Source organism: Jilunia laotingensis, from assembly GCF_014385165.1.
In the GTDB taxonomy this organism is placed as follows: domain Bacteria; phylum Bacteroidota; class Bacteroidia; order Bacteroidales; family Bacteroidaceae; genus Bacteroides; species Bacteroides laotingensis.
In genome coordinates this window covers 4,188,817-4,207,067 of the sequence record NZ_JACRTF010000001.1, presented here as the reverse complement: position 1 = coordinate 4,207,067, position 18,251 = coordinate 4,188,817, and the positions used below count along the sequence as shown (strand labels likewise).

General features: G+C 40.1%; 19 protein-coding genes. 4 read left to right on the top strand and 15 right to left on the bottom strand.

Annotated features, from left to right (window positions below; genetic code table 11):
• Positions 1 to 21: 21 nt before the first annotated feature.
• Positions 22 to 771, bottom strand: coding sequence for a DeoR/GlpR family DNA-binding transcription regulator (locus H8744_RS16510; protein WP_262435900.1), 750 nt, complete (start codon positions 769 to 771; stop codon positions 22 to 24).
• Positions 772 to 998: 227 nt separating this feature from the next.
• Here H8744_RS16510 and H8744_RS16505 point away from each other — a divergent pair, with 227 nt between their 5' ends.
• The 4 genes from H8744_RS16505 to H8744_RS16490 all read left to right on the top strand — a co-directional run bounded on the left by H8744_RS16505 (position 999) and on the right by H8744_RS16490 (position 5,899).
• Positions 999 to 1,529 carry a 5' nucleotidase, NT5C type gene (locus H8744_RS16505; RefSeq protein WP_262435899.1) on the top strand — a complete coding sequence of 177 codons (531 nt, stop codon included), beginning with the start codon at positions 999 to 1,001 and terminating at the stop codon, positions 1,527 to 1,529.
• Between the two features lie 107 nt (positions 1,530 to 1,636).
• Positions 1,637 to 2,440, top strand: a complete 804-nt coding sequence (locus tag H8744_RS16500) for a DUF4846 domain-containing protein (RefSeq protein WP_262435898.1) — start codon at positions 1,637 to 1,639, stop codon at positions 2,438 to 2,440.
• Positions 2,441 to 3,187: 747 nt separating this feature from the next.
• On the top strand, positions 3,188 to 4,291 hold the full coding sequence (locus H8744_RS16495; protein ID WP_369411080.1) for a cytochrome-c peroxidase: 1,104 nt from the start codon (positions 3,188 to 3,190) through the stop codon (positions 4,289 to 4,291).
• Positions 4,292 to 4,540: 249 nt separating this feature from the next.
• On the top strand, positions 4,541 to 5,899 hold the full coding sequence (locus H8744_RS16490; protein WP_262435896.1) for a transposase: 1,359 nt from the start codon (positions 4,541 to 4,543) through the stop codon (positions 5,897 to 5,899).
• A 298-nt stretch (positions 5,900 to 6,197) separates the two neighbouring features.
• Here the strand turns inward: H8744_RS16490 and H8744_RS16485 are convergent, their stop codons facing one another.
• The 14 genes from H8744_RS16485 to wecB form a co-directional block, all read right to left on the bottom strand.
• Positions 6,198 to 7,337 (bottom strand): aminotransferase class I/II-fold pyridoxal phosphate-dependent enzyme, encoded by a 1,140-nt coding sequence (locus H8744_RS16485; RefSeq protein ID WP_262435895.1) that lies wholly within the window; start codon positions 7,335 to 7,337, stop codon positions 6,198 to 6,200.
• Positions 7,338 to 7,475: 138 nt separating this feature from the next.
• Positions 7,476 to 8,135 (bottom strand): acetyltransferase, encoded by a 660-nt coding sequence (locus H8744_RS16480; protein WP_262435894.1) that lies wholly within the window; start codon positions 8,133 to 8,135, stop codon positions 7,476 to 7,478.
• Positions 8,125 to 8,763: an MBL fold metallo-hydrolase gene (locus H8744_RS16475; protein ID WP_262435893.1), complete on the bottom strand. Its 639-nt coding sequence runs from the start codon at positions 8,761 to 8,763 to the stop codon at positions 8,125 to 8,127. The genes H8744_RS16480 and H8744_RS16475 overlap by 11 nt, the downstream gene beginning before the upstream one ends.
• A complete protein-coding gene (locus tag H8744_RS16470) occupies positions 8,764 to 9,507 on the bottom strand; it encodes an SDR family NAD(P)-dependent oxidoreductase (protein WP_262435892.1) in 744 nt (247 codons plus the stop codon). It lies immediately after the preceding gene.
• Between the two features lie 9 nt (positions 9,508 to 9,516).
• Entirely contained in the window at positions 9,517 to 10,275 is a 759-nt protein-coding gene (locus H8744_RS16465) for an SDR family NAD(P)-dependent oxidoreductase (RefSeq protein ID WP_262435891.1), read from the bottom strand.
• A 3-nt stretch (positions 10,276 to 10,278) separates the two neighbouring features.
• A complete protein-coding gene (locus H8744_RS16460) occupies positions 10,279 to 10,497 on the bottom strand; it encodes an acyl carrier protein (RefSeq protein WP_262435890.1) in 219 nt (72 codons plus the stop codon).
• Between the two features lie 2 nt (positions 10,498 to 10,499).
• A complete protein-coding gene (locus H8744_RS16455) occupies positions 10,500 to 11,564 on the bottom strand; it encodes a 3-oxoacyl-ACP synthase III family protein (RefSeq protein ID WP_262435889.1) in 1,065 nt (354 codons plus the stop codon).
• Positions 11,564 to 11,794, bottom strand: a complete 231-nt coding sequence (locus H8744_RS16450; RefSeq protein ID WP_262435888.1) for an acyl carrier protein — start codon at positions 11,792 to 11,794, stop codon at positions 11,564 to 11,566. The genes H8744_RS16455 and H8744_RS16450 overlap by 1 nt, the downstream gene beginning before the upstream one ends.
• Before the next feature lie 5 nt (positions 11,795 to 11,799).
• Positions 11,800 to 12,603, bottom strand: coding sequence for a GNAT family N-acetyltransferase (locus H8744_RS16445; protein WP_262435887.1), 804 nt, complete (start codon positions 12,601 to 12,603; stop codon positions 11,800 to 11,802).
• Positions 12,596 to 14,125 carry an amino acid adenylation domain-containing protein gene (locus H8744_RS16440; protein ID WP_262435886.1) on the bottom strand — a complete coding sequence of 510 codons (1,530 nt, stop codon included), beginning with the start codon at positions 14,123 to 14,125 and terminating at the stop codon, positions 12,596 to 12,598. Before H8744_RS16440 ends, H8744_RS16445 begins: the two co-directional genes overlap by 8 nt.
• An 11-nt stretch (positions 14,126 to 14,136) precedes the next feature.
• A complete protein-coding gene (locus H8744_RS16435; RefSeq protein ID WP_262436280.1) occupies positions 14,137 to 14,745 on the bottom strand; it encodes a sugar transferase in 609 nt (202 codons plus the stop codon).
• 2 nt (positions 14,746 to 14,747) lie between these two features.
• On the bottom strand, positions 14,748 to 15,914 hold the full coding sequence (locus H8744_RS16430; protein ID WP_262435885.1) for a glycosyltransferase family 4 protein: 1,167 nt from the start codon (positions 15,912 to 15,914) through the stop codon (positions 14,748 to 14,750).
• 331 nt (positions 15,915 to 16,245) lie between these two features.
• Complete coding sequence (locus tag H8744_RS16425) at positions 16,246 to 17,103, bottom strand: dTDP-4-dehydrorhamnose reductase family protein (protein ID WP_262435884.1); 858 nt, start codon at positions 17,101 to 17,103, stop codon at positions 16,246 to 16,248.
• An 11-nt stretch (positions 17,104 to 17,114) separates the two neighbouring features.
• Positions 17,115 to 18,245: a non-hydrolyzing UDP-N-acetylglucosamine 2-epimerase gene (wecB, locus tag H8744_RS16420; RefSeq protein ID WP_262435883.1), complete on the bottom strand. Its 1,131-nt coding sequence runs from the start codon at positions 18,243 to 18,245 to the stop codon at positions 17,115 to 17,117.
• Between the last annotated feature and the right edge of the window lie 6 nt (positions 18,246 to 18,251).

Here is an 18,251-nt window from a genome sequence, read left to right as displayed (position 1 = left end):
GCTTTTATCGCTCGATTCTTATTAGATGATGTTCTTGGGTTGGTTTATCCAACTTTTTCGGATGTGATCAATTTTTTCATCTTCCGTCACAAGATAATCCACATCTCCTAGGGATGCCACTGTGTAAGTCTCAGCGGTATTCAATTTCAGACTATTGGCTATAACTATTCTTTGACGTGCCCGCTCCACCATCAGGCGTTTTACGAATGCTTCTTCACGATCGGGGCAGGTTAGTCCCTGTTGAGGATGTACATTGCTTATACCCAATACCAACCAATCCGGGCGAATGGTTTGTAAAGTTTGGAATACCGTTACGCCTACTGTTACCTGCGATGGAGGGAATACTTTACCACCGATAAAAATGAGTTCAACCTGCGGCTTTTGCATGAGTTCGTTTGCTATTGGGAAACTGTTGGTGTATATGGTCAGTGGAATGTCGGGCGATAGTTGGCGTGCCACTTCCAGGTTGGAAGTTCCTCCATCCATCAAGATCACTTCATTACTCTGAAACAGTGGAATTACCTTAGCGGCTAATTGATGTTTGATGGCCATATCCGTATTCAACCTGTCTACGAATTCGAATGAAATGCCGGCTTTAGGGATAGCTCCACCATACACCTTTGTCAACAGTCCTCGTTCGTCTAATTCCGTCAGGTCACGGCGTAAAGTATCGTCCGACACTCCTAACTCACTGCTCAGTGAGGTTATATAAATCCGGCTACTCTCATTCAATCGATTGAGGATGTATTGATGTCTTTCTTCTTTCAGCATATATGTTCTAACTATTGCAAACATCCGCAAATATAGCTATATTTGAGAAGGAATGATCTGTTTTTTGAAGGATTTTCTTTTGATTTGCGGTTTTATGCATAATTGTGTAAACGAATATGAGAAATCGTGCAAGAATAAACAGACTTCCGCAAAGAAGATTTCAAGCCATAACAGTACGTTTCGGAAGAAAACGAATGATTAAAAACTTAATAAATTATAAATAAACAATGGAAAAGCAGATTTTAGTAGACATGGATGGAGTACTGGCTGATGTTTATTCCCAGTACATCAATTATGAGTTCAAGAATACAGGAACTCTTCTACATATGGAAGAATTGGAAGGGAAGTCCGAATTTTCCTTTCCTTCTTTTCGAAATTACGTGATGACACCCGGATTCTTTCGTACCGCACCTGTGATACCGGATAGTGTGGAAGGGTTGCACTACCTGAATGAACGTTTCCGGGTGTTGATTGTATCTTCTGCTACTGAATTTCCCCAAAGTCTGACAGAGAAACAAGCCTGGTTGAATGAACATTTTCCTTTCATTACCTGGCAGCAGATGATTTTCTGTGGCAGTAAGGAGAGCATTCGGGGGGATATCATGATAGACGACCATCCCAAGAACCTCAACCATTTTGTAGGACAAAGGATTATGTTTCCGCAACCACACAATAATGCGTCCCAAGTGGAAAATTGCATCCGGGTTTCAGGTTGGAAAGAAATCATGTCGCTGAATTGGATGGGAGTGCATGCATAATTTAATTAGTTTTTAAGAGATTGTGTATGAATTATTATCGTATCTTTGTTCGTTGTCGGATGATAACTTGACATCTGTTTTCGGAGTACAATAAATTTATAACAGTAATGAAGCGGCAATCTTTCATATGCATTCTTTTTTTTCTTTCCGGCTTGTCCTTGTACGGGCAAAGTATTGAAAGCCGTATAGCCCCTCCTGCGGGCTATGTGCGTGAAAAATGTCCAGCTAATTCTTTTGACACTTACCTGCGTTCTCTCCCTTTATTGCCGGAAGGTAACAAAGTACACCTTTACAATGGGCAATTGAAAAAGAACCAGGCTGCTGCTTATGCAGTAGTTGATATGGAAATTGGCAATAGGGATTTGCAGCAATGTGCGGATGCGGTGATACGTCTTCGGGCTGAATATCTTTGGAGCCAGAAAAGGTACGATGAGATAAAGTTTAATTTTACGAATGGTTTTCCGGCCGAATATAAAACATGGGCAGAAGGAAATCGCATTCGTGTAAGTGGGAATAGGGTAGAATGGTATACTACCGGCTGCCGTGATTATTCTTACAAATCGTTCCGCAAATATTTGGATATGGTATTCATGTATGCCGGTACGGCATCATTGTCGAAGGAGCTTACTACAGTACCATATGCCGCTCTTTCACCGGGAGATGTGTTTATTCACGGTGGCTCTCCGGGGCACGCGGTGATCGTAATGGATGTCGCTGTAAATCCGGAGACCCGGAAGAAGGTCTATTTATTGGCGCAAAGTTATATGCCTGCCCAGCAAATACATATCTTGGTGAATCCGGCAAACTCTTTATTGTCTCCTTGGTATGAACTGTCTTCCAAGGCAACCGGTAAACTCTATACGCCTGAATGGGTGTTTGAAAAGAAAGATTTGAAACGGTTTAATAAGTAACACATCAACAGATTTGTGCAATAATCTATGAAAAATGCTATTAAAATGTCTATTTGCTCTCCTTCTTGACTTTTTAGTTACTACTATGTTTCACAGAAGAGGTGAAACAGGAGGAAATTGCCCCATTTTTATACTCTGAACTAAGTAAACTGGCTTTGCGATGAGGTCAAATAACCTTTATCATCAGTTGAGACTGCCTTTTCCATCCTATGAAATAAGCATTTTCATCGGATGATAATCCCTTTTTCAATAGGAGATATTCCCTTTTCTATCGAATGATGTAACTATCTTTCATCAAAAAGCCTTCTGTTTGGTAAAAAAAGCCATTTTTGACGCTCTCTTTTCTCTATTTACATCCTTTGGGAAGAGTTGTAGAATATAATAAAACGATGGTGTATCATGCTTGTTTCTATTGATTGTGACGGATAAATGACATAAGTCGAATACAATGCTCTAATTTCTCTTGCTTTCCTTACTAATTATAAAAAGCTGATTGCCCTACAATCGATTTTTTGAGAGTAGATGTGTAACGGGACGAATATATGGCATTGTCAATGCTTTATAAATACAAATTGTCACTTTTGCACTTTTCAGATAAACGGTTGCTGTTCTTCTCATTTCATCTGAAAAAGGAAAGAATTTGTCTTTCTTCTATTATTAATGGCTTCTTTGCTTAATTTCTATTTCTTGTTTTTGTATAGTTCAAAATAAATCATTTATTTTGTATTCAATTAACAAAATCTCTGTATTATGAAGCACAAACTGTTATTCTGCGTATTATTGTTGGGTTCGTTCGGTTTAATTTCCTGTATCCATGATTCGGGAAATATGCGAAAGAGAAAAGAGTTATTGGGTGAACAACTGTTTCATGATACATCCCTCTCCGAACCTGCCGGTCAATCATGTGCCACTTGTCATACACTTGAAAAAGCATTTACTGATGTCGATTCCCGCCCCGTTTCCGAAGGGGCTGTAAAAGGGCTTTATTCGCAAAGGAACGCAATGACTATTTCTTATTCAATGTATGTTCCGGATTTATATTATGACGAAAGTGAAGGTACCTATGTCGGTGGCTTATTTTGGGATGGACGCTCGCCTTCGTTACACTCTCAAGCAGCTATTCCTTTTCTGAACCCGGTCGAGATGGGCAATCACAATAAATGTATGGTGGTGGATAAGGTGAAGCGTACTCCCTATTATTCTGAGTTTATCCGAATCTATGGCGAGAGTGAAAATGCAGATTCCATGTATTTTTATATCACAGATGCCTTGGCTGCCTATCAGTCTTCTAAAAAGGTGAATTCTTTTTCTTCAAAATATGATGCGTATAAAAAAGGCAATTATACTATGACCAAGCAGGAAAAGCTGGGGCTTGAACTTTTCCAAAACAAAGGACTTTGTGCCGAGTGTCATATTCTTGACCGTGATGTGCGTGCCCACCGAACGCTTTTTACAGATCATACTTACGATAATTTAGGCATTCCCAAAAATCCGGAGAATCCCCATTATAATGTTCCTGCCGAATATTTTCTATTGACATCCGATTCCATTGATCTCGGATTGGGAGCCATTGTGAATAAAGCCGAGGAAAATGGAAAATTTCGTGTGCCTACACTACGTAATGTGGAGTTGACAGCACCTTATGGCCATAATGGTTATTTCAAGACTCTAGAAGAGATTGTTCATTTTTATAATGTCCGTGATGTAAGTAACGAATTTCCCCCTGCCGAGTATACGGCAACGGTAAATAAAGACGAGTTAGGAGATTTGAAGTTGACCGTTGATGAAGAGGAAGCTTTGGTGGCATTTATGAAAACTTTGACGGACGGATATGTGCGAGAGAAAGATTAGACTCCTGCAAGTGAATAATTATAAAAAGGAACCGTTTTTCCAACAAACCAGCAAAAGTAGAGAAAAGAACTATTGATGAGACACTGGGTTCGCCAAGCACATACATAGGGATATTCAGTAAATCCTATAAAATTAGCCAACTAATTCATACTAAAAGTATTGCGAATTAGTTGGCTTTTTTGTATCTTTAGGTATTCCCCCTAAAATACGGTTTGCCGGCCAAAACGGGGGAAATATCCACACTAAGATATGGCGAAGATACAAAATATTTCAGAAATTCACCCTACTTTAGGGTTTCCAGAATTCGATATTCTGGAAAAATATCGTAAGAGTTTTCATGCGAGTGAACTTGGCAGTCTTCATTCCGTGTTTCCGTTCGAGAGTATAGCCAAAGAGACAGGCCTTTCACAATCCCGCTTGGGTCGCAGGAACTGTTTCAGTCCTTCCGCGAAGATAGCCCTTATGGTACTGAAGGCTTATACCGGATTCTCTGACAGGCTGCTGGTAGAACATCTTAACGGAAACATACATTATCAGCTGTTTTGCGGTATCATGATAGACCCGTCCTGCCCCATAACCAACTACAAGATAATCAGCGCTATCCGTAATGAGGTTGCATCCCGTCTTGACATCGACTCCCTTCAGAAAATCCTTGCCTCACACTGGAAGCCTTATCTTGAGAACCTTCACGTGTGTATGACCGATGCCACATGTTATGAAAGTCATATGCGTTTCCCTACGGACATGAAGCTCCTTTGGGAAAGCATCGAATGGCTCTACCGGCATGTCTGCATGCATTGTGGGAAACTCGGCATAAGGCGTCCCCGTAACAAATATGCGGATGTTGCGGTATCCTATCTATCCTATTGCAAGAAAAGAAAGAGGAAGGCTTCGAGGACAAGAATGCTGAAGCGTCGCATGATCAGACTCCTGGAAAAACTCATCATACAACGGGATGACATTCACAGAGAACACGGCTCTTTACTCAAATATACACAGGATTATCAGAAACGGCTTTCCATAATCAGCAAGGTCCTTGTACAGGAAAAGAAACTCTTTGAAGGCAGGAAGGTCAGTGACCGTATTGTCAGTATTGACCGTCATTACGTACACCCTATCGTAAGAGGTAAGGAAGTAAAATCTGTAGAGTTCGGTGCAAAGGTTAATAACATACAGATAGATGGAATCTCATTCATCGAGCACGTCTCTTTCAAGGCATTCAATGAGGGCATACGTCTGAAGGATTGTATCCATATGCATCAGAAACTGATGAATGTGAGGGTCAGATGTGTGGCCGCCGATTCCATATACGCCAATAATGCCAACAGGAAGTTCTGTACAAAATATGGGATATCAACCTCCTTTGTACGCAAGGGAAGAGCTGCAAAGGACGAGGCGGTGAGGAAGGCTCTCAGGAGTGAACTCTCGAGGGAAAGAGCCACCAGGCTTGAAGGCAGTTTCGGTACACAAAAACAGCATTATTCGCTATCGAAAATCAAAGCACGGAACAGGAAAACAGAAATCCTGTGGATTTTCTTTGGGATACATACGGCAAACGCAATATTGATGATTGATAAAATCAAAAACGGACAGAAGAAAGCTGCATAACATAAGTATAAAGAATCTATTAGAAGAAGTCTCAGGCTTCTTCCGGAACATCGTGCCCAAAAGGAGAAGATTTTAGGTCAGAGAGAAAAAATAGATAATAAAAATGGCATATGAGATGATATGAACAAAGCATCTTCATATGCCATTTTATGTTTTTAAAGACATTTACTGAATGTCCCTACATAAAGAAAAAGGCGAATATAAGAATCATCTTTATATCCGCCCACTTGATTTAATAAAAACGTTGTTGTTTATATTATTCCCAACTCCTTATCTCAAATTTATGATTATGAGTGCATCACCCATTACAGCACCTTTTTATCTGCTCTACAATATACTCCACATCCCCGTCGGTCACACAAGGTCCGGCTGGGATACATAAGCCCATGTCGAACAACTTCTCGGAGACACCGTTTACATAACACGGATTCTGTGCGTAGACGGGCTGCAAATGCATAGGCTTCCATAAAGGACGTGTTTCGATGCCTTTCCCATCCAACTTGAGACGGACTTCCTCATAATTAGTACCAGTCTTTTCCGGGTCGATCAGGATGGTACACAACCAGTAATTTGCATTGAAACGACTGTCGGGGTTCGACTTCAAGGAAATCCCATCCACGTCAGCAAATCCTTTCTCATACAAGGCGTGTACATGGCGGTGGTGGGCGACATGCTCGTCTAACACCGTCATTTGACCACAACCGATGCCTGCGCAAATATTGCTCATCCGGTAATTATAACCGATCTTTTGATGTTCATAGTAAGGGAAGGCTTCACGGGCCTGGGTGGCATAAAACATGGTCTCTCTCTTAGAGGCTTCGTCTTCCGTTACAAGTGCCCCGCCTCCCGAGGTAGTGATCATCTTGTTGCCATTAAACGACAAGGCACCGAATTTACCGAAGGTGCCGCACTTACGGCCCTCAAATTCAGAGCCTAAAGCTTCGGCAGCATCCTCCAGTACAGGAATATCGTATTTCGCTGCGATGGCGCAGATCTCATCAATCTTGGCAGGCATCCCGTAAAGATGCACAGGAACAATTGCCTTGGGCTTCTTGCCCGTCTTCTCAATTCGATCTTTTATCGCTTCCTCCAATAAGGCAGGATCCATATTCCAGGTATCTTCCTCGCTGTCCACGAATACCGGGACAGCTCCCAGGTAAGTTACCGGATTAGCCGACGCACAGAAGGTGAACGACTGGCAAATCACCTCGTCACCAGCTTCTACACCGAGCTGAATTAATCCTAAATGGATTGCTGCCGTACCCGCTGATAAAGCGACCACTTCTTTATTTTGTCCTACAAAATGTTTCAATTCTTCCTCGAAAGCATTCACATTGGGGCCGAGTGGAACCACCCAATTGGTATCAAAAGCTTCCTTGATATAATCTTGCTCCTTGCCGCTCATGTGAGCCAGGCAAAGATAAATTCGTTTGTCCATAATATGATATGTGATTTTTAAGAATATTGTCTATCAAACTTTTTTTCTCCAGACATAAAAGGGGACGAAAAGCCACTTCAAAATATTACATGCTTTTCTCAGTAACATCTCTCTGCCTATCAAAAACGATCGTTTTTATTATTGGGGAATAGCCAGGAGCTTTTCCTTATACCTGTAAAATACGGTCGAGTCATCACCTACATTTTTATCCAAAATCATACCGGCCTGAATTTTATTCCTGTCTCCAATGCTAATTTCCGGCACTGTCGTAGCCCGGATACCCATATAGTTATCATCGCCCACTGTCGTATGCCCACAAAGCAATGCCGTCGCAAAGAAATTATAATCTCCCACTACCGAGTCATGGCTAACAATGCTTTGGGATGTCAACAAGTTAAAATTGCCAATTTTGACATTAGGACCAATCATGACGAAGGGAGATACTATGTTCCCGATACCCAATGTCGCTGTTTTAGCAATTGTTGAAGTGGGGTGGATTAGATTAAGGAACTTTCCTCCTTTACTGGAAATAATATCGACAATCCCCCTCTTGACCTTTGCATTGCCCAAAGCTAAAATAAAATAATCCTCTTCCTGTATTTCATATTCCGATAAAAGTCCCAAAAAGGGCTTGGAATAACCATACATTCGCCAGTTCTTTATACCATCCTGATCCGAGGCCACGTATCCTTTTATTTCGATATTTGAGTCTTCCCCCCATTTACTATCCTCCAAATAGGATGTGAATTCAGCAGAAACAGCGCCTGTTCCAAAAAAAATGATCTTTTTAGTTTCCATATGCCACATTTAAATTATAATCGTCCAGATCAAAAAAGTCCCCATGACCTGCACAAACGACATATCCATGTCCCTTCATTGATTCAAGCGTTTGAATTGTTTTTTTTAAAGCTGACTTGGAACCCGTGTAAAGCTTAGTCACTGTCTTCAGATCCTTGATTAGCGAGTCCCCCGTAAACAGATACTTATTTATGGTAAAACAAATCCCCGATTCCGTGTGTCCCCCGGCCCGGATGAAGTCTAGTTCATACTTTCTCCACTTAAGCTTCCAGTCCACATCCTCTAAAATAATGTCAGCATGATTAATCACAAAGCCCGCCTGATTGTAAAACAGAGAATGATTTCGTTTCGGGTCCTTGATCGCCGTTGCACACTTCCCGGAACAGATTAATTTGCACTTATATTTATTTGTGAGATAATTACATCCCCAAATGTGGTCAAAATGCTCATGGGTCAGAATGATATATTCCGGTAGCAGTTCATGCTCTTCCAGCGTTCGTTCCAAGCTGTCGCAATTCTCACTGCCGGGATCTACCAATATGCACGTGTTCCCCTGGGACTTATCGTATAACACATAACAATTTGAAGCTACCGGATAATTTTCTATTTTCAATACTGTCAAGTTCATTTAACCCGTAATATTAATGGTCCGTCCGCCATCAATGGTCAACTGCTGGCCCGTGATCCATCTCGCCCGTTCTGAAAGTAGGAAATCAACACCATCTGCTATGTCACTTGGATAGCCGAAGCCCAGAGGATAAGTAGCTTTCATTCTTCCTTCCACTTCTTCGTTTTCAAATATGTTTTGTGTCATTTCAGTCATGACGGCTCCGGGAAGTATCGAGTTCACTCTAATTTTGGGGGCCAATTCCACCGCCATGCTACGCATCAATGCATCCAACGCCCCTTTGGAAGCGGCATAAGTATTGAACGCCTTGGCACCCCTGTTACTGATATTACTTGAGATATACACAATGCTTTTTAGAGTGTCTTTATTCCATTTCTTGGAAGACAACACTTTGGTAATGAGCATTGCCGAGATCACATTTGTATTAAAAGTCTCCTGAATACTCCTTATATTATGGCTTTTGAGCGGAAGCATTCTCATTATTCCGGCACAATGCACATAATAGTCTATAATAATCTCGTTCTCTTTTAGAAAGCCAATCAAGCTTTCCTCCAAGGATTCCACAGAGTTCAGGTCACTCTGCCATATTAAAGAAGAATGTTCGGATGAACATTCTTCTTTAACCTGAAGTAACCGCTCCGCGTTACGTCCGTGCAGTATGATATTATATTTCTTAGATAAATTTATAGCAATAGCTTTTCCGATACCTGAAGAAGAACCGGTTATCAATACAAAAGGTTTCATAATTATTTTTTATTGTGCGGTAAAGCCGCCATCCACATTCAGAATGGAGCCGGTAACCCATTTACCCATGTCGGATATCAAATACAAGATGGTATTGGCCACATCTTCCGCCTCTCCCAAACCGAGTGGATGTAAGGCATCTAACCTCTGCGTATAATCTTCTGAGAAGGAAGACGATACATTATCCATCATGGACGTTTTAATAAATCCGGGAGCAATGCAATTCACGCGGATTCCTTTAGGAGCCAGTTCTATGGCCAAAGCCCTGGTTGCAGCTTGAATAGCTCCTTTGGACAAGGCATAGCCCACATTGGCCGGAGAACCTACCAGACCGTATACAGAAGAAATCAAAACAATCGATCCGAACTCACCGGCATACACCTTCTTATTTACAAAAAGTTTTGCCAGCTCTATTGCCGAATAAGAGTTAATTCTATAAACTTTGTCACAGATATCGGGACTTACCGTTTTTAGCGGAGAAATATAAGGAATCCCTGCACAGTGTATAAAACCATTTAACCTGCCGAATTCTAATATCGTATCATGGACTTTTCCTTTAAAACTTTCCGGTTTTGATAAATCCATTTCCAGAACATAGGTTTCACCTGTACATTGTTGTTGCGTATTGTATAGTCCTTCTTTATTTATATCCACCAATACGATACGGGCCCCTTGTCCTGAAAGCAAGATGCTGGTCGCACGCCCCATTCCAGAGGCTGCACCGGTAACCAAATAGGTTCTTCCCGATAAGTTGAGTGAATCAATCATAAATTAGTTGACTTTTGAATCTATCAGAGCCTTTAAACCGCCCACCGTCTGAGCCTCGTTGATTTCTTTGGCATTTAATGTCACACCATAATTCTCATCGGCAAAAGCAATGATAGACAATATGGTTAATGAATCCCATGCATCGAAAGATTTTAGTTCATCTGAAGTATTTACCACATCCTCTTCCAATAATTCCGCAATTTGTTCTAAAAACTGTTCCATCTTCAATAATTTATTTGTTCACAAAAATCCAATTTTCCAATTCTCATTAATAAACTTCCCCAAGTCAATCCTACTCCAAAGCCCGATAAACAAAGGAGCTTCTCGTCCTCTGTCAACATGCTCCCCAAATTATGGGTAATATTGACAGGAATGGTTACTCCGCTTGAATTACCAAAATTTTCGACAATATTGGAAGGCATCTTTTCACGGGATATTCCTATTTTGTCTGCAAGCTTTTGCAGCATGAAGCGGTTGGGCTGGTGAAACATATAATAATCAACAGAGTCCTTTGACTGTCCCGACTTTGCCAGTAGATCATCGATCATGGGAGGAACCTCCAATTGCACAAAGTTGAACACCTCATCTCCCTTCATGACCAGATTGTCTTTAGATCGAAAGTTCCCATTCGCATCTTCCGACATCAGTGCAGTTTCAGCGGTAGAAGGTTCTCTGAATCCTCCAGCGGGAATCATTAAGGCGTCTGCCCGGGTTCCGTCCATCTTTATATTCCCATAGATCAGCCCTGTCTTCTCGGAACGCTCCACCACCGTAACGGCAGCACCGTCACCTATTAGCGGATTGCTGTTGCGATCACGCTTTGATACTTTACGACTTAGCACATCGGCATTCAGTAAAACCACTTTATTCACAGAGGGCTGATCCAGCAGCATGAAAGCCTGGATTAGTCCGAGTACAAAGCCCGCACACCCCTGATTTATATCCATACAGATCATATCTGTTTTCAATCCCATCTTCCCCTGTATGACATTGCTTGTCGGCGGCATGAAATGGTCCGGAGACTGAGTGACCAAAACAAGAGCATCGATCTCCTCCTTTTTCAATTTCGAATGTTCAAACAGGTAGTTCAGTCCATAACAGCATAAATCGGAACAACAAACCCCTTCCTCTACAATGCGGTGTTTGTTGTACCCCATGGCCAACTTTAGCTTCATGGATTTTGCGGTAGAGAAGTTGTAATTTCCCATCTCATCTTCAAAGAGTACCTCCTTTGAAGGTAAGATGGTCAAAATGCCCGTGATTCTTTTGTTGTCAAATACCAGATCCATTATTTCACCCCATTTTTATGCAACAAGTTTATGATGCTGTCAACAGATGAAAAATTTTCAGGAAGCACGTCTATCCCGTCAATGGAAATGCCATATTTAGTGTCCAATTCATTGACCAGGTTAATCACATCAAACGAATCCAGCATGCCCTCTTCTATGAAATCCACCGGTTCGCTGAAATCAAATTCCGGGCGTAGCCCGTTCAATATCGCTATTATTTCCTCTTTCATTATAATTACTTTTTAATTAAGACATAATCATATAATTCCTCAGCCCTGAACCCGTAATGCTCATATCGTTTTATGGCATTCTCGTTACTGGCTATCACCCAGAACAACTGCCTTTTGGTATTTCGCCCTTCGTACATGAAGGCTTCAAATAGCCTGGATCCTATTTTCAACTCTCTGAATTCGGGGGAGACAAACCAATAGCGTAAATACAAGGTAATCCCCAATAATTCATATATGATGAAACCTACGACCCGGTCATCATTTTTATATACCAATATGCCATTGCCCTCAATAAAATGCCGTATTTCCTCCAACGTTGGAAGCTGCTCCGACAAAGGGTCGAAATGATCCGTCAACAATTGACAGACCTCCTCCGCATCTTCCCTGCAAGCCCGTAGCACGTCCGTGCATGTCTTCTCCTGATTAAGAGGCAAGCCGGTACGGCTCATGCGGTATAACGATTCGTACAATGTAAACCTGTTTTTTAGAAACAGTTCCTTGATGGGGGCCGTCGTTTGTTCAGTACCGACCAAATCCAGCACGAGGGGACACTCCAGCCGAGAGATCTCCCCCAGACCGTCTCTCAGAGAATCAACATCCGTTGAGAAATAAAATAAATAATTGGCCAAAGGACTCCTACGTATCAGAAAGATGCATTTATCATAAGCCATGGAGTACAGCTCTCCTTTGGATATCCAATACGAATGCTTCGATTTGTCGAGGAAGAAATTTGTCAAAAAACCTTTCTGATGATTTTTTATGACATGGACATACCCGTTTATTTCCTCCAACGTGTTGACCCTATCCATTCACCTTCTTATTATAGAATAACCGGTCGATTTTCCCGTTCGTATTTCTCTGCAGCTCGTCCAGACGATGAAAAACAGTGGGAAGCATGTATTTGGGAAGTTCCCTGCCGATCTTTTGGCGGAACTCCGCGGGAGTTATTTCCTGTTCGGACTCGTAAAAGAGGGTGATCTCTTTTTGGGCAAAGTTGTAAACGACACAGCCGTTCCTCACCAGCTTCAGCTTGTTGATGATGATATGCTCTATCTCACCGAGTTCAGTCCGGTACCCCATGTGCTTGATGAGGGTGTCCTTCCGGCCCTTAAACACAATTTCCCCCAGATCATTCACATACACGACGTCTCCTGTCCGGTAGATGGTCTCCGGATAAGAATGGTTCAAAGGATTCTGGACGAAGGCGGCGGATGTCTTTTCCGGATTATTATAATAGCCCATTGCCAAAGAGGTGCCACGAACACAAAGCTCCCCTTCCTCGTTGGCTTTGACCACCTGCCGGTTGTCTTCATCCAGGATCAGGACATCGGTATTCCTGCAAGGATACCCTATGGGGATCGGCTCCTCATCCCTTATCTCTCTTTCAACGATGTAATAGGTGCAATCCAACGTGATTTCAATGGGGCCGTACAGATTGGCGAATAAAGTCTGCGGCAACTGTTTGCGCCAATAATTGAACTGCTTCGTGGGGAACACCTCTCCGGCAAACCACACCGTCTTGAGGGAAGGCAACTGGATCTGCGAAAGTAAATCCATATTGGCTATATTCACCATGATGGTCGGAACCCAGAACAGGAAAGTCACCTTGTGCTGTTCCAGCAATTTCAGGATGGAGGCGGGAAAAGCCGAGAGGCTGTCAGGGATAACCACGATGGTACTTCCTTTTGCCATCAACATGCACAGTTCGAAACTGTATATGTCAAACACAAGCGGGGAGAGAGAGCCTATCACCTCGTCATCCGAAAATTTGAATACGTCCAACGCCCACTCGGTAAAGTCAAAGAAACTTTTGTGGTTGAGTACCACCCCTTTGGGAGTTCCCGTTGATCCCGAAGTATTGATGATGCAGGAGGGGTCGGTGTCTATCAGGCGTTGAAGTCGCGATGCTATAAATGGCTCGTCGAACGGAGCCTCCCAGTCCATCTCATCCAGATTCAGCAACCGGATAGAATCCGGTACCATTCCCGCTATGTTCTTAAGATGCTGATTATTCGTGATAATAACCGAGGGGGATATGACATCAAGGATGTTCTTTATTCTCTCCGCAGGAGTTTTCACATCCAGATTCATATAAAAATTCCCGGAATAGAGTATGCCCAAGTCAGCACAAATACTCTCTATGCTTTTATTGAGATAGACAGCGACCGGACGATTCATACCCTCCTTGATTGAAAGGATGTTGGATGCAACCGACAGGGAATCCTGACGCAACTTTGCAAAAGAAATAGCCCTATCCTTATCAAGAACAGCATTCTTCTGAGGAAAATGTTTAACTGTATCCTCAAAGTATTCAATTAGATTGATTTTCATATCTGTAATTTTTAATTATGCCCATTAAACGGAACGGTAGTAGCACAACCTTCCTTGTTGATGTCAGAACGACAAAAGACTTTTACGAGGGTGAGATATATTATTTTCAGGTCAAGCAGAAAGGAGCAGTGGTCCACGTACCACACATCCAGTTCAAACTTCTTCGTCCAAGAAATCGCATTACGGCCATTGACCTGCGCCCAACCGGTGATTCCCGGACGGACTTCATGCCGGCGGGCTTGCCCCTTTGAATATAAAGGCAGGTATTGGGGTAACAAGGGACGGGGGCCTATTAGAGACATGTCACCTTTCAATACGTTTATTAGCTGGGGTAATTCATCGATAGAGGAGGCGCGAACAAACTTGCCTATTTGGGTCAGACGCTCCTCGTCGGGCAACAAGTTGCCATCCGGATCTCGGTCATCGGTCATTGTCTTGAACTTTATTACTTTGAAAATTTTTCCATTCTTCCCGGGACGCTGCTGAAAGAAGAAAATTCCAGCATTTTTGTTGACAAAATAAAGACAAGTCATTGTAACCAATAATAAGGGAGATATTAAGAGTATCACTATCAAAGAAATTATGATATCCAAATAACGTTTAAATCTACATGCATACATCATTATTTATATGTGTTAAGATATTGTTTTGCATTGTCAGGCGTAAAATTCAAAGCCGCTTTTCGAGCATTTTGTTTATAATATTCCAGCTTTTCCACATCATTTTTCATCTCAAGTATAAAATTGGAAATACGTTCTATTTCATTGGGATTGAAAATTTCTCCCACTTGGTATTCTTCCACAATTTCCTTTAGTTCTGAATCTTTACCAGCAATGCATAACAATGCACAACCCACAGCCATCATAGCATAAGTTTTGCTGGGTACACTTAATTTCGAAGCCAACAAATCCAAGGTAATGACTCCGACATCTGCGGCTCCTATCGAATACGGCAATTTTTCTACAGGCTGCCAAGGTAATAATCTACAATTATTTAATTTATTTTCCTCAATCATCGATTCTATCTTTTTTTTCTTACCACCTTCCCCAATAATAATAAAATAAATATCTTGTTCTTTTTTCAATTTCTCAGCCACCTCAACAATAGTCTCAACCTTGTGAGTATTACCTAAATTGCCAGAGTAGAGTACAATAAATTTATCTGTTAATTTTTGCTCCTTCAAAAATATATTATCTACTTTAGCACATGGCTTTAAATAAGAAACATTCGCCCAATTAGGTATTATGTGAATTTTATCCAATTCAACGTATTGGCTCAAGCATTTAGCCATTCCATTTCCAATAGTATAAATATTACGAGCTTTATGATACAGTTTAATATTTAACTTTTTCCACCAACATACTATCAAACTATTAGCTTTACAAATTCCGGTGCTTATTAACACATCGGGGTAGGTGTCATAAATTAAGAAAGAATAAGGATTCCGACAAAACAAGGGTAAAAGTGTTGCTATAGGAGGATTTGAAACTATAAATAATTCAGCTGTTCTATACTTGAAAATAAGCTTTAACCAAATCTGAAACCATCCCCATAGCCAAGTAAAAATACGTTTTAAAGTACTGCTTTTATCGTAAGAGATTATTTTATCTAATATAACATTATCTGATAACTCGGCTAGATACTTTTCTCCTCCTTTTGTTCCCGTTATTAATACTAATTTCTCATATTTTATTCCAAATGCATTCACAATATCAACCATCAATGTCCCGCTTGACTGATTTATAAATACAATTTGTTTTGAATAAGAAAATTGCGATTTTTCTTTCATTTTTTTAAATACTATATATTTTTTTGTATAAAAAAAGAACTCTTATACATCACAAGATTCAAAATAGCAAGCATGCTTTATGACACGCAGAAGGGTTATAATTAATGACATATAACTATAAAAGAGACCCAAACTCCTACTTGAATATATTATAATATGTGAAATGTTTTTATCTACAAATAATCATGCAAAACTTTTTGGGATAAATGGTTGCATAGCAACCTATATTGTCTGTACATATAGTATTTAAGCATATAAACTCCAAAAACTCTAGGAATAAATAGTCGTATTTTAGCATTATGATAATCCAACTTATGTTATTTTATTTCTATTATTTTACATAGATCCCATAAATTTCTTCATGAGTTGACATCCAGTCATATAATTCGACTAACATAGATTTATAATCAGAAACCACATAATTAAATTTATTTGATTTTGCAATTGATTTATCCACATCATTTGCATTATATGGAAGTATATCAATATCTTGTTTATGCCATATTTCTTTGAATAAATTCAATAATTCAAGTTTGGATATACCTACACCATTCGTTAAATGTATCAACCCTGATATTTCACTATCTATAGCAACACAAATAGCTTTTGCTAATTCTAATGTAGTTACCCCTCCCCATATTGCGGTTTTAAAGCCATTTACTGAACCTTGTTGCATCATAAACCAATGAAATAAACCTTCTCCATTTTTCTTTAATTCAGGCCCAATAATAGAGGTACGAATAGTTAAATCTTTATCATTAATAATTTCACCTAATGCTTTGCTCCGCCCGTACACATCTTGTGCATCCGGAATATCCTCTTCTGTATAATTTCCTTTTTTCCCCGAAAAGACACAATCTGTACTAATATGAATTAACTTTGCCCCGATTTCATCTGAGAGTTTTTTCAATAAATGAGGAAAATAAGCATTAATTAAAATTGCATTATCCGGATATCTTTTTGCTCCTTCAACCAGTACGCCAACACAATTAATTATAATTTCAGGATTTACATCTGCTATAACTTTTGTTACTGCATTCCGATCTGTTACGTCCACAATTATACTGTCTGCCGTCAAAGGTATACGAAAAACAACATTAGTTATGTTGTACTTACCTGTACTTTGAAGATAATAATAGACAACATGTCCGGCCATACCAGTAGCTCCGAACAACAAAACTTTTTTCATTAATAAGTATATTAGTTAAATTTATGCCAAACAGTGCGATTAACATAATCTGTATAAGAAAGAATGATACGAACTACTTTTTTAGATACATTATCCGCTACATAATCAGAAATAGTATGAATGGCTTTTTTATTTTCAGTATATTGCGAAGTTACTATGTCAATAGAATCCAATATACGTTCACTTTTTAATCCAGACATAATAAGGGTACCTTCATCCATACCTTCAGGACGTTCATGTGCTTGACGAATAGTAATTGCAGGAAAGCATAGGATAGAAGATTCTTCCGTAATTGTACCACTATCCGAAATCACACAAAAAGCATTCTGTTGCAATTTTATATATTCAATAAATCCAAAAGGTTTCATAAACTCAATCATTGAATTCGAGTTTATAAAACCAATAGCTTCCAGCTTTTTCCGGGTACGTGGATGGGTAGATACAATCACTTTTTTATGATACTTGTCTACAATTGCATTTAAAGACGATAACAAATCAGAAAAATTCTGTTCTGAATCCACATTTTCCTCTCGATGTGTACTTACAATAAAATATTCACCTTTCTCCAGATGTTCCTTTCTAAGTATATCACTATTATCAATATCTTGTTTATGAAAATACAACACTTCTGTCATTGGAGATCCCGTCTTTATAACTGTCTCAGGTTTAAGCCCTTCTGCCAACAAATAGTTACGAGCATGTTCAGATAATGGCATATTAATATCACTCAAATGATCCACTATTTTGCGATTAATCTCTTCCGGTACGCGTTGGTCAAAGCATCTATTACCTGCTTCCATATGAAAAATAGGAATTTTTCTACGTTTTGCAGAAATAACAGAAATACAACTATTCGTATCCCCATAAAGCAATATAGCATCAGGCTTTTCCTGTTCCATTAATATATCCGACTTTTGGATAACATTAGCAATCGTTTCGGCAGCATTCTTTCCTGCAGCATTCAAAAAATAATTCGGTTTACGTATATGAAGCTCTTGAAAAAATATCTCATTCAATTCATAATCAAAATTCTGTCCGGTATGCACAATTATATGTTCTGTGTACTTGTCCAATTCGGCCATAACCCGGCTCAGTTTAATAATTTCAGGTCGAGTCCCAATAATTGTCATTACTTTAAGCATATCTGT

Coding starts and splice junctions, on each gene's coding strand:
- H8744_RS16510 (WP_262435900.1), bottom strand. CDS start 771: ATGCTGAAAGAAGAAAGACATCAATACATCCTCAATCGATTGAATGAG.
- H8744_RS16505 (WP_262435899.1), top strand. CDS start 999: ATGGAAAAGCAGATTTTAGTAGACATGGATGGAGTACTGGCTGATGTT.
- H8744_RS16500 (WP_262435898.1), top strand. CDS start 1,637: ATGAAGCGGCAATCTTTCATATGCATTCTTTTTTTTCTTTCCGGCTTG.
- H8744_RS16490 (WP_262435896.1), top strand. CDS start 4,541: ATGGCGAAGATACAAAATATTTCAGAAATTCACCCTACTTTAGGGTTT.
- H8744_RS16485 (WP_262435895.1), bottom strand. CDS start 7,337: ATGGACAAACGAATTTATCTTTGCCTGGCTCACATGAGCGGCAAGGAG.
- H8744_RS16480 (WP_262435894.1), bottom strand. CDS start 8,135: ATGGAAACTAAAAAGATCATTTTTTTTGGAACAGGCGCTGTTTCTGCT.
- H8744_RS16475 (WP_262435893.1), bottom strand. CDS start 8,763: ATGAACTTGACAGTATTGAAAATAGAAAATTATCCGGTAGCTTCAAAT.
- H8744_RS16470 (WP_262435892.1), bottom strand. CDS start 9,507: ATGAAACCTTTTGTATTGATAACCGGTTCTTCTTCAGGTATCGGAAAA.
- H8744_RS16465 (WP_262435891.1), bottom strand. CDS start 10,275: ATGATTGATTCACTCAACTTATCGGGAAGAACCTATTTGGTTACCGGT.
- H8744_RS16460 (WP_262435890.1), bottom strand. CDS start 10,497: ATGGAACAGTTTTTAGAACAAATTGCGGAATTATTGGAAGAGGATGTG.
- H8744_RS16455 (WP_262435889.1), bottom strand. CDS start 11,564: ATGGATCTGGTATTTGACAACAAAAGAATCACGGGCATTTTGACCATC.
- H8744_RS16450 (WP_262435888.1), bottom strand. CDS start 11,794: ATGAAAGAGGAAATAATAGCGATATTGAACGGGCTACGCCCGGAATTT.
- H8744_RS16445 (WP_262435887.1), bottom strand. CDS start 12,603: ATGGATAGGGTCAACACGTTGGAGGAAATAAACGGGTATGTCCATGTC.
- H8744_RS16440 (WP_262435886.1), bottom strand. CDS start 14,125: ATGAAAATCAATCTAATTGAATACTTTGAGGATACAGTTAAACATTTT.
- H8744_RS16435 (WP_262436280.1), bottom strand. CDS start 14,745: ATGTATGCATGTAGATTTAAACGTTATTTGGATATCATAATTTCTTTG.
- H8744_RS16430 (WP_262435885.1), bottom strand. CDS start 15,914: ATGAAAGAAAAATCGCAATTTTCTTATTCAAAACAAATTGTATTTATA.
- H8744_RS16425 (WP_262435884.1), bottom strand. CDS start 17,103: ATGAAAAAAGTTTTGTTGTTCGGAGCTACTGGTATGGCCGGACATGTT.
- wecB (WP_262435883.1), bottom strand. CDS start 18,245: ATGCTTAAAGTAATGACAATTATTGGGACTCGACCTGAAATTATTAAA.